Origin of the sequence: Actinotalea sp., assembly GCF_041597215.1 — a bacterium.
GTDB lineage: Bacteria > Actinomycetota > Actinomycetes > Actinomycetales > Cellulomonadaceae > Actinotalea.
Window position 1 is genome coordinate 1 of record NZ_JBFHHB010000109.1, and the last position, 10,350, is coordinate 10,350.

Below are 10,350 nucleotides of genomic sequence, written 5' to 3' on the forward strand. Positions count from 1 at the left end.
CCCGACCGTCACGAGGCGGCTCCCACCAGGGAGCCGCCTCGTGCGCGTTGTGGACAAGTCCCGCACCGCCGCACCGGCCAGCAGGCTGAGCGCGACGGAGGGGGACAGCGTGCAGCTACGCGCACTACCGCTGCTGTGGCGGGGCACGACGGAGATCCAGATCGGCACGGACCCGCGGTGGGCGGTCGCGCTGACGGACCTCAGCCCGGCGGCCGCGCGGGCGCTCGTGGGGCTACGCGCCGGCACGACGCTCCGCTCCCTGATCGCTGCCCTGCAGGCGGAGGCGGTTCCGGAGGACGAGGTCGACACCGTCCTGGCGCACCTGCGCGCCGCTCACCTCGTCGTGCCGCCGTCGGCAGACGACCCGACGGCGAGCACGCGCGCCGACGCCCGGACCCTCGCCCTGCTGGCCCCGGACGGCGACGCCGCTCCGGTCCTGGCCCGGCGCGCCAGGTCCGTCGTCCTGCTCCGGGGGCTCGGGCGCACCGGGTCGGGGATCGCCACGGCGCTCGCCTGCGCCGGTGTCGGCACCCTGCTGCTGGAGGACCCGACGCGCACGCGCGCGGAGGAGGTCGGTTTCGGCGGCCTCGGCGCCGCTGCCGTGGGCACTGCCCGGGCCACCGCTCTGGCGCGGGTCCTGCTCGACGTCCGCCCGACCCTGCGGACCGTCGCGCCGGCGGGCCGCTCCCCCGACATCGTGGTGCTCGTCGAGCAGGACGTCGCGGACCCGATCGGCTACGCGCCGCTGCTCGACAGCGGGCAGGCCCACCTGTCGGTGGTGATCGGCGAGGCCGCGATCCGGGTGGGCCCGCGGGTGCTCCCGGGGCGGACCGCCTGCCTGCGGTGCCTGGAGCTGCACCACACGGACGTGGACCCCGCGTGGCCGACGGTCGCGGCCCAGCTCGCGGCCGGCGGGTCACGGGTCGCGCGGGACGAGGAGACGAGCCTCGCCGTGATGGCCGCGGCGACCGCCACGGTCCAGGTCCTCGCGGCCCTCGACGGCCGGCCGGTCACGGTGGACGGCGCCGCTCTCGAGATCGCGCTGCCGCTCGGCCTGCCGGTGTCGCGGCGCTGGGACCCGCACCCGCGATGTGGGTGCGGGTCCCAGCTGCCCGACGGGACGCCGCAGGGAACGGTCGACTGACCCGGGGACGGCTCAGCTCGCCTCGCTCTTGCGCGGCCGACCGCGCCCTCGCTTGCGTGGGACGACGACGCCGTCGATGAAGACCTCGCCGCCCCAGACACCCCAGGGCTCCTGGCGCTCGATCGCCCCGGCGAGGCAGCCCTCGCGCACGGGGCAGGTGGCGCACAACGCCTTCGCGAGCTCGACCTCGGCGGTGCGCTCCGCGAACCAGAGCTCGGCGTCGTTCGCCCGGCACGGGATGAGCATGGAGACGAGCTCGTCGAACTCGACCTGGGTGGTGCGTTCCACCTCGGGGGTGGGGGTGGTGATGCTCGGGCCCGCCACGGGTGGCCAGGGTCCGGAGCCGGCCTCGGCGAGCGTGTCGAGCAGCGTGGTGAGCCGCACGGCTCCTCCTCGTATGTCCATGCGATGGTCCGGGTGGTGATCCGGGACCTGCCACCGGCGTCGGACAGACGACGGCCGCGGGTCCCGAGGTGGGCTCCGCGGCCTGGAGGGCGCTCCGTCGGTCAGACGGTGAGCACCTCGGGCGGGGAGCCGGGTTCGGCGAGCGGGGAAAGGGACTCGGCGGTGCGCAGCCGGTAGCCGGACACACCCGTCCCCTTGGCGAGACCGAAGGTGGATGCGATCCGACGCGGCAGGACGCCGGCGGGAGTTCCCGTCGTGGTCTTCATCAGCACATCCACCTCCTCTCGATTGCCGCCACCGACCGCTGCGGGCCGTGACTCCGGTCAGGACTCGACAACGGTAGAACTCCCGCGCGCGGCCGACAAGGCTTTTTTCCGGTCGATCTCGCTCAGGGCCCGCTCGGCCCGGATCGCCTGGCGCGATGGGCGGCCACGATGCCCAGCAGCGAGGAGCCGTAGCTCTCGACCTTCGACGGACCGATACCCCGGACGCGCACGAGCTCCGCGACGCTCGTGGGCTGGTTCGCGGCGATCTCCTGCAGGCTCGAGTCCACCAGGACGGTGAACGCCGGACGGTCGATCTCGAGCGCTGCGCGGGTCCGCCACTCCCGCAGGGCCTCCAGGAGATCCTGGTCGACGTCGTCCGGGTCCACCGGCGGGCGAGGTCCGCGCTCGACGGCCGCGCCGGAGCGTGGACCGGACTCGGGCAGGAGGCCGGCGAGGAACCGCGAACGCTTGCGGCTGGCGCGGCTGCCCGGGTTGCGCGACCGGGCCCAGCTCAGCGCGAGGTGCTCGCGGGCCCGCGTGATGCCCACGTACAGCAGGCGCCGCTCCTCCGCGATCACCTCCTCGGTCTCGGCGAGGGAGATCGGCAGGAGGCCCTCGCTCATCCCGACCAGGAACACCGCGTCCCACTCCAGTCCCTTGGCCGCGTGCAGCGAGGCGAGCGTGACACCGTCGACGGCGGGCGCGTGCTGAGCCGCTGCGCGCTCGTCGAGCTCGGCGACGAGCGCCGGCAGCCCGGGCACCGCCTGGTCACCACCGGCGCGAGCCTTGTCCGCAAGGTCGTCGGCGAGCTGGACCAGGGCCTGCAGGGCGTCCCAACGATCGCGGACCGCCCCTCTGGCCGCCGGTGCCTCGGGCGTCCACCCCGCGCCGCTGAGCACGTCGCGGACCGCCTCTCCCACGGGGACCTCGCCCATCGAGCGGGCCGAGCCACGCAGCAGGACGATCGCGTCCCGCACCTCGCGACGCGAGAAGAAGCGCTCACCGCCGCGCACGAGGTACCCCACCCCGGCGTCGGACAAGGCCTGCTCGAGCACCTCGGACTGCGCGTTGGTGCGGTAGAGCACGGCGATCTCGCGGGCGGTCGTGCCGGCCGCGATGAGCCGCTGAACGGCGAGCGCGACGCCCTGGGCCTCGGCCTCGTCGTCGTCGTAGGCACTCAGGCGGACAGGCGGACCCGAGGGGCGCTGGGCCACCAGCTCGAGGCTGCCGGCCGAGCGTCGACGTCCGGTCACCGCGAGCAGGCGGTTGGCGAGGTCCACGACCTGGGGGGTCGAACGGTAGTCCCGCACCAGACGGATCACCTGGGCACCCGGCCGCTGCTGGGCGAAACCGAGCAGGTAGTACGGCGTCGCGCCGGTGAACGAGTAGATGGTCTGGCTCGGGTCCCCGACGACGCACAGCTCCTGGCGCCCACCGAGCCACTGGTCGAGCAGGAACTGCTGCGCAGGAGAGACGTCCTGGTACTCGTCGACGACGAAGTGCCGGTACTGACCACGGACGGTCTCCGCGATGTCCTGCCGGTGCTCGAGCATGCTGCCGAGCAGGGTGAGCACGTCCTCGAAGTCGATGACCCCACGGGCGTCCTTCGCCGCCTCGTAGGCGGTCAGGAGCCGGGCGACGGTCGCGTGGTCGTGGCCGGCGGGGGCGGGGCGGTCGGTGGCGGCCGCGGCGCGGACGTAGTCGTCAGCGGGGACGAGGCTGACCTTGGCCCACTCGATCTCCGAGGCGAGGTCCCGTACCGACAGCCGGTCGACCCGCAGCCCGAGGGAGGACGCCGCCTCGGCCACGACGGTCGACTTCTGCTCGAGGATGCGCGGCGGGGCACCACCGACGACCTTGGGCCAGAAGTAGCTGAGCTGGCGCAGTGCCGCGGCGTGGAAGGTGCGCGCCTGGACGCCGACGACGCCTAGGTCCCGCAGCCGGGTGCGCATCTCCCCCGCCGCACGCGCCGTGAAGGTCACCGCCAGCACGCTCTGCGGGGGGTAGGTCCCGGTGCGCACCCCGTAGGCGATGCGGTGGGTGATCGCGCGGGTCTTGCCCGTGCCGGCCCCCGCGAGCACGCAGACGGGACCCGTGAGCGCGACGGCCACCGCGCGTTGGTCCGGGTCCAGGGCGTCGAGGAGGTCGTCGGCTGGCATCGCGGCGATTCTCGCAGGAATCACTGACAGGGTCTGCGGTGTTCCCCCTCCGCCGGCCGGGAGACACCCGGCCCCCAGACCCCCGAGGGATCCATGACGATCGCACCCCCCACCACCGGCACCGTGACGATGTACAGCACCACCTGGTGCGGGTACTGCCGACGGCTGAAGAGCCAGATGCAGTCCGCGGGGATCGCCTACACCGAGATCGACATCGAGACGACCCCTGGCGCTGCCGAGCTCGTCGAGCAGCTCAACGGGGGGAACCAGACGGTGCCGACGCTGGTGTTCCCGGACGGGACGGTTGCGACGAACCCGTCCCTCGCTCAGGTGACCGAGCGCCTCGCGCGCTGACGCGGCGGAGCCGAGCGCCTGGCGCGCGTACCCTCAACCGGTCGTGCCCCAGGCCTCGCTCTCGATCGGACCGCCGAACCACTCCTCGATCAGGGCTCGGGCGATCGAGGTGCGGGTCGGCAGCAGGACCTCGCCGGCCGTCACGGCGGCGAGGAGCTGCGGGCGGCTGAACCAGTGCGCCTCGGCGATCTCCACCTCGTCGACGGTGATCTCGGTGCTCGCCGCGCGTGCGCGGTAGGCGAGCATCAGCGAGCCGGGGAACGGCCACGACTGGCTGCCGCGGTAGGCGACCTCGCCGATCGCCACCCCGACCTCCTCACCGACCTCGCGGGCCACGGCGGCCTCCGCCGACTCCCCAGGCTCGACGAACCCGGCGAGCGTGGAGAAGCGACGAGCGGGCCACTGCGGGGAGTGGGCGAGCAGGAGGCGGTCCTCGTCGTCGACGACCGCCATGATCACCGCCGGGTCGGTGCGCGGGTAGTGCTCCGAGCCGTCCGCGACGCAGGTGCGCGTCCAGCCGGCCGCGGCCGGGACCGTCGCGGCGCCGCACAGGGGGCATCGCGGATGGCGTCGGTGCCAGGCCGCCAGGGCGACGGCCGTGCTGGCCAGGCCGACCTCGCGGTCGTCGAGCACGTAGCCGACGTCACGAAGGGAGCGCCACAGGTGCTCGCCGGGGAGCGACTCGGCGTCGGGGAGCACCAGCGCGAGCAGGTCGACCTCGTCGGCCCCGAGGAAGGCGAGCAGGGCGGTGCCGTCGGCGACGGCGGGCAAGCCCTCGAGCGCCGCGGCGACGTCGGGCGTGGCCAGATCGGACGCGACCAGGTCGGGCGTGGCCATGTCGGGCGTGGCCACATCGGACGCGGCCAGGTCGGGCTCAGCCAGATCGGACGTGGCCAGATCGGGCGCGGCCAGATCGGGCGAGGTGTCGTCCCCGGGGCCGACGCCTCCCGAGGGATCGAGCCCGGCGAGCCGGACCGCGACGTCCGTCAGGTCGACGGGGCTCAGGAGCTCCAGCGCGGCCGGAGCACCGCCGGCATGATCGACGGCGGCGCCGCCGAACGGCCCAGCACCCGGCATCTCCTCGTCGACGACCCGCACCGCCAGCATCCCGCCGGCGACGACCACCACCTGGGTGCCGGACCGTCGCCACGCCTCGGCGATCAGGTCGGGGTCGGTGCGACGCTCCGCGTGCCTGTCGACGGAGGAACGGGAGAGCGGCAGTCGGGTCCAGTCCACCCGGTCACCGTAGGCCAGCGCGGACCCCTCCCGAGCGACCGTGTCGAGCACCGCGCGGACGGACACGTGCCGACGACGCGTGCTCCACGGGCGCAAGGAGCCTACGGTGATCTCGTGCCCCGCTCTCCGCTCGTCCTCGCCGCGCTGGCGACCGTCGCCATTCCCGACCTCGACGCCGTCGACGTCCGGCGCTCCTCGCACACGGCGCCGGGGATCGACGCTGCGGTGGTGATCGACGCCGAGGGAACACGCTGGGTCGTGCAGGCGCCGCAGGACGCCGCCGCCGGGGCGACCCTGGAGGCCGAGGTCGCGCTGCTCGGGGCGCTCGCCTCGCACGCCGAGGCGGGAGAGCTGCCGTTCGCGGTGCCGGTGCCGGAAGGATCGGTGGCGCTCCCCGAAGGCGGCCGCGCCATCGTCCACCGCCGGCTGGCGGGACGTCCCCTCGACCTGGCCGAGCTGGGACCCGGGCCTGGACTGGCCGCGGCCCTCGGCGCCGCCCTCGCTGCCCTGCACGAGCTGCCCACGTCCCTCGTGGAGGACACCGGGCTCCCCGTGTATCGCGCGGAGGAGTACCGCGAGCGGCGCCTGTCCGAGCTCGACGAGGCCGCCGGTACGGGCCGGGTGCCGACACTCCTGCTCCGACGGTGGGAGCGTGCCCTCGAGGACGTCGCCCTGTGGCGGTTCCAGCCGACCGTCGTCCACGGGGACCTGTCGGTCGAGCACGTCCTGTGCGCGGGGGGACGGCCGGTCTCGCTGCTGGGCTGGTCCGAGGCGAAGGTCGCCGACCCCGCCGACGACCTCGCGTGGCTCCTGGTCGCCGCGCCGCAGGAAGCGGTCGATCCGATCCTCGAGGCATACCACCTGCACCGCACCGAGATGCGCGATCCACACCTGGCCGACCGCGCCCTGCTCGCCGGCGAGCTCGCCGTGGCCCGCTGGCTCCTGCACGGGGTGCACGTGAAGGACGAGGCCATCGTCGACGACGCCCAGCAGATGCTGGAGGAGCTGGCGGCTCAGATCGCCGAGAACGACGCCGAGGCGGCCCTCATCGCCGAGGCGGAGCGGGAGGCCGCCGAGCAGGCCGAGCGTGACGCCGCCGACCTCGCCCTCGCCGACGAGCTCGCCGAGGCGGAGTGGGAGGCGAACCAGCGCGCCGCCGAGGCCGAGGCGCTAGCCGCTGAGGCCGCTGAGGCCGACACCGCCGCCGAGGCCGAGTCCGCTGCTATGGCCGACGCCGTGGCCGCTTCACCCACCGACGGCCGGCAGCAAGCCGACGAGGAGCCGGAGCCGGCAGAGTCGCCCGAGGCCACGCCGACGACGACGAGTGCCGACACCGCATCGGAGTCCGCCGAGCAGCCCGACGAACCGAACGCCCCCCGCCGCGACTGACGTCGCGCCGTCACCGCTCCAGGACCGCACCCACACCGGGGCCCTCCCGAAGGGCACCCACTCCGGTGCCGTCCTGAAGGGCGCGTTCCTCGAGGCCCGGCACGACCGTCGGCCGCGCCGTCACCGCTCCAGGACCGCACCCACGCCGGTTCCGTCCTGAAGGGCGCGTTCGATCTCCTCGAGGCCCGGCAGGACCGTCGGCCGCTCCGTCTCTCCGGTGGCGACGTAGACGAAGGCCGCGTCGACCTTCTCCAGCGGCAGCCCCGAACGCCGGGACCAGGCGACGCGGTACACCGCCAGCTGGAGCTCACGAGCCCGCTGCGCGGCGGCGTCCGTCGGCGGCCGGCCCGTCTTCCAGTCGACGACGACGACCCCGCCGTCCGGTTCGGCGAACACCGCGTCGATGCGTGAGCGCAGGGTGAGACCACCGACCGGTGTCTCGATGTCGACCTCGACCGCAATCGGTGTCCGCCCCGCCCACGGGGTGGCCAGGAAGCTCTCCCGCAGAGCCATGAGGTCGGCGTCCTGAGCGACGCTGTCGTCGTCCGCGCCCGGGAGCTCGTCGAGCCCGACGAGGGCCGCGGAACCGAAGTACTGCTCGACCCACGCGTGGAAGGCAGTGCCTCGGCGGGCAACCGTCGAGGGCGCCTGCGGGACCGGTCGGCGCACCTCCAGGGCGTACCCGGCCGGGTCCGCCGCGAGCCGGACCAGGGCAGAGGCCGCGAGGTGCGCCGGGAGGGCGACCACCTGCTGGTCCTCGCGGCCACGGAGCCGCTCTGCGAGGAGCAGCTCGGCGGAGCGAGCGAGTGCGATGCCCTCGTCGTCCCCCGCCGTCCAGCTCGCGGACGGAACCGCCTGACGGACGGCACGAGCCGCCCGGTCGAGCCGCGCAGAGCGCTCGGCCCCCAGCGGGTGGGCGGGCGGCCACGTGAGGTCGGCTGCCGGCGTCGTCCCGGGCGCCGGGCCGGCCGGGGCGGATCCGGGATCGAGCTCGATCAGCCCTGCGTCGACCAGCTCGAGCAGGAACCGGGAGGGCACGCGCGAGGTGGACCCTGCGCGCCACCACGACCCGGTCAGCAGGAGTCGCGAGCAGGCCCTGGTGACCGCGACGTACGCCAGTCGCCGCTCCTCCGCGAGCTCATGCTCCTGGACCTGCTGGCCGTAGGCCTGGAGCCGCTCGACCAGCTCCGCCTGCTCGGCACCGGGGGTGAGCGAGACCTCTGGCAGGTGTGCACGGTCTCCGCGCAGCGCGACGGGGATCGCGCCGTTGGACCGCACCCAGCCCCTGGCGTCCGAACCGGTGGGGAAGGTCTTCTCGACGAGACCGGGGACGGCGACGACGTCCCACTCCAGCCCCTTGGCGGCGTGCACCGTCATGATCTGCACGGCGTCCGGGTCCGTCTCGGCCGGGGGGACAGCGAGCCCTCGCTCCTCGGACCGCGCGGCGACGAGCCAGGCGAGGAAGGCCCCGAGGGTCCCCGCGTCCTGCCGGTCGAACCCGGCGGCGACCGCCCTGAACGCGTCGAGGTGGGCGCGTGCGGTGGCAGGGCTGCTCCGCCCGACCGCCACCTCGATGTCCAGGCCGAGCAGCCGTTCGGCCTCGGCGACCAGGTCGGCCACCGGGAGGAAGGTCTGGCTGCGGAGCGAGCGGAGGATCCCGCCGAGGTCGCCGAGCCGCGCGCGGCCCTCCGGCCCGAGCTGCCGTCCGTGGCGGCTCACCCACGTCGGGGGCGGGAGCTGGTCGAGCGCGTCGACGATCGAGGGGAGCTCCCCGCGATCGGCCCTGGGGTGGTCCTCACCCGGAAGCTCTCGCGCCCAGTCGGACAGGGCCGCCAGGTCCGCCAGCCCGAGATGCGCGCGCGGCCCGGTCAGCAGCCGCATGAGCGAGTCCCCGCGTGAGGGATCGTGCGCGGCCTCGAGGGCGGCGATCACATCGGCGACCTCCGGCGTGTCGAGCAGCCCGCCGAGGCCGGCGACCTCGACCTCGAGGCCTGCCGCGAGCAGCGCCTGCTCGAGGACGACGAACTGTGCTCGGGTGCGGCAGAGCACGGCAGAGGTGACGGACCCCGGCCGCTCGGCCGAGAGCAGGGCGCGCTGCTCGACGATGAACCGGGCGACCGCCGCCGCCTCCTCCTCCTGTGTCTCGAGGAAGCGCGCCTCGACCACGCCGGGGCCCGCGGCGGGGCGGGCTCGGAGCACCGGCAGCGCCGGGGTGTCAGCGTCGCGGCGCGCATCCACGGCCGCCCGCAAGGGCTCGGCCGTGGCGTTCGCGACGGCGAGCACCGCATGGTCGTTGCGCCACGACGTCGACAGCGCGAGCACCGGGGCGCGCACGGCGACGTCCCCGGCACGCCGCGGGAAGTCCACCGGGAACTGCTCGAGCCCGCCCGCCGAGGCACCCCGCCAGCCGTAGATCGACTGGTGGGGATCGCCGACGGCCGTGACGGGGTGCCCAGGGGCGCCGGAGTCGGCCCCGAAGAGGTGGCGCAGCAGCACGAGCTGCGCGACGGAGGTGTCCTGGTACTCGTCGAGCAGGACGACGCCGTACCGCAGCCGCTCCCCCGCGCCGACCTCCGGCACCTCCCGAGCCACCCGGGCGGCGAGCGCCACCTGGTCGGCGAAGTCCATGACGTCCTGGGCGCGCTTGCGAGCGGTGAACTCCTCGACCAGCGCGACGAGCCGGGACCGGAGACGCATGGACCCGGCCGCCTCGGCGAGGAGCTTCTTGGCGGGAGCGCGGAGCGTGCGGACCGCCGGGGCCTCGGCGAGCACGTCGATCGTGCGCTCGAGCTCCCTGCGCAGGTCCTGCGGGTCCACAAGGTGCTCGGCCAGCTCCCCGGCCAGGTCGAGCACGGCCGTGGTGATCGTCGGCACCTTGTACTCGGTGTCCAGGTCCCCCGCCCAGTGCTCGACGACGTCATGGGCGATCTGCCAGCGTCCGGCCTCGCCGAGCAGGCGCGCGGAAGGCTCCACGCCGATCCGCACCGCATGGTCGGCCACGAGCGAGGCCGCATAGGAGTTGTACGTCGCCACCGTCGGCGCGTGGAACCCCGTGCCGCGACCGCCGGTGGCGCGGCGCAGGGCACGCAGGCGAGCCCTGACCCGGTCGGAGAGCTCTCCTGCCGCCTTGCGCGTGAAGGTCAGCCCGAGCACCCGATCCGGCTCGACCAGCCCGTTGGCCACGAGGTACACGACCCGGGCTGCCATCGTCTCTGTCTTGCCCGAGCCGGCCCCCGCCACCACCAGAGCGGGCTCGAGGGGCGCCTCGATGACTGCCCGCTGCTCGGGGGTGGGTGGGTGCGTCCCGACGAGCTCCGCGATCTCCGCCGCCGACCTCATGCGCCGACCACCCGCCCCTCGGGCCAGGCCGGACAGCTGCGCCGCACGGGACACATCC

At 74.7% G+C, this 10,350-nt stretch carries 8 protein-coding genes; 3 read left to right on the forward strand and 5 right to left on the reverse strand.

The genetic code is table 11. From position 1 onward, the window contains the following. Positions 1-40: 40 nt before the first annotated feature. A complete protein-coding gene (locus ABWK99_RS09215) occupies positions 41-1,144 on the forward strand; it encodes a thiamine biosynthesis protein ThiF (protein WP_372594402.1) in 1,104 nt (367 codons plus the stop codon). A 12-nt stretch (positions 1,145-1,156) separates the two neighbouring features. On the opposite strand, the gene ABWK99_RS09220 is transcribed toward ABWK99_RS09215, so the two are convergent. The 3 genes from ABWK99_RS09220 to ABWK99_RS09230 form a co-directional block, all read right to left on the reverse strand. Continuing rightward, the gene (locus ABWK99_RS09220) at positions 1,157-1,528 is read right to left on the reverse strand and encodes a WhiB family transcriptional regulator (RefSeq protein WP_372594403.1); all 372 of its coding nucleotides are present in this window, start codon (positions 1,526-1,528) and stop codon (positions 1,157-1,159) included. A gap of 122 nt (positions 1,529-1,650) precedes the next feature. Beyond that, on the reverse strand, positions 1,651-1,815 hold the full coding sequence (locus ABWK99_RS09225) for a hypothetical protein (RefSeq protein ID WP_372594404.1): 165 nt from the start codon (positions 1,813-1,815) through the stop codon (positions 1,651-1,653). A 122-nt stretch (positions 1,816-1,937) separates the two neighbouring features. Next, positions 1,938-3,974 carry an ATP-dependent helicase gene (locus ABWK99_RS09230; RefSeq protein ID WP_372594405.1) on the reverse strand — a complete coding sequence of 679 codons (2,037 nt, stop codon included), beginning with the start codon at positions 3,972-3,974 and terminating at the stop codon, positions 1,938-1,940. A 93-nt stretch (positions 3,975-4,067) separates the two neighbouring features. Here ABWK99_RS09230 and ABWK99_RS09235 point away from each other — a divergent pair, with 93 nt between their 5' ends. Next, positions 4,068-4,328 carry a mycoredoxin gene (locus tag ABWK99_RS09235; RefSeq protein WP_372594406.1) on the forward strand — a complete coding sequence of 87 codons (261 nt, stop codon included), beginning with the start codon at positions 4,068-4,070 and terminating at the stop codon, positions 4,326-4,328. 33 nt (positions 4,329-4,361) lie between these two features. Here the strand turns inward: ABWK99_RS09235 and nudC are convergent, their stop codons facing one another. After that, complete coding sequence (nudC, locus tag ABWK99_RS09240; protein ID WP_372594407.1) at positions 4,362-5,564, reverse strand: NAD(+) diphosphatase; 1,203 nt, start codon at positions 5,562-5,564, stop codon at positions 4,362-4,364. A gap of 114 nt (positions 5,565-5,678) precedes the next feature. Here nudC and ABWK99_RS09245 point away from each other — a divergent pair, with 114 nt between their 5' ends. Continuing rightward, the gene (locus ABWK99_RS09245; protein WP_372594408.1) at positions 5,679-6,953 is read left to right on the forward strand and encodes a phosphotransferase; all 1,275 of its coding nucleotides are present in this window, start codon (positions 5,679-5,681) and stop codon (positions 6,951-6,953) included. Between the two features lie 120 nt (positions 6,954-7,073). On the opposite strand, the gene ABWK99_RS09250 is transcribed toward ABWK99_RS09245, so the two are convergent. After that, the coding region (locus tag ABWK99_RS09250) for an ATP-dependent helicase (RefSeq protein ID WP_372594409.1) at positions 7,074-10,350 on the reverse strand (3,277 nt) is incomplete at its 5' end.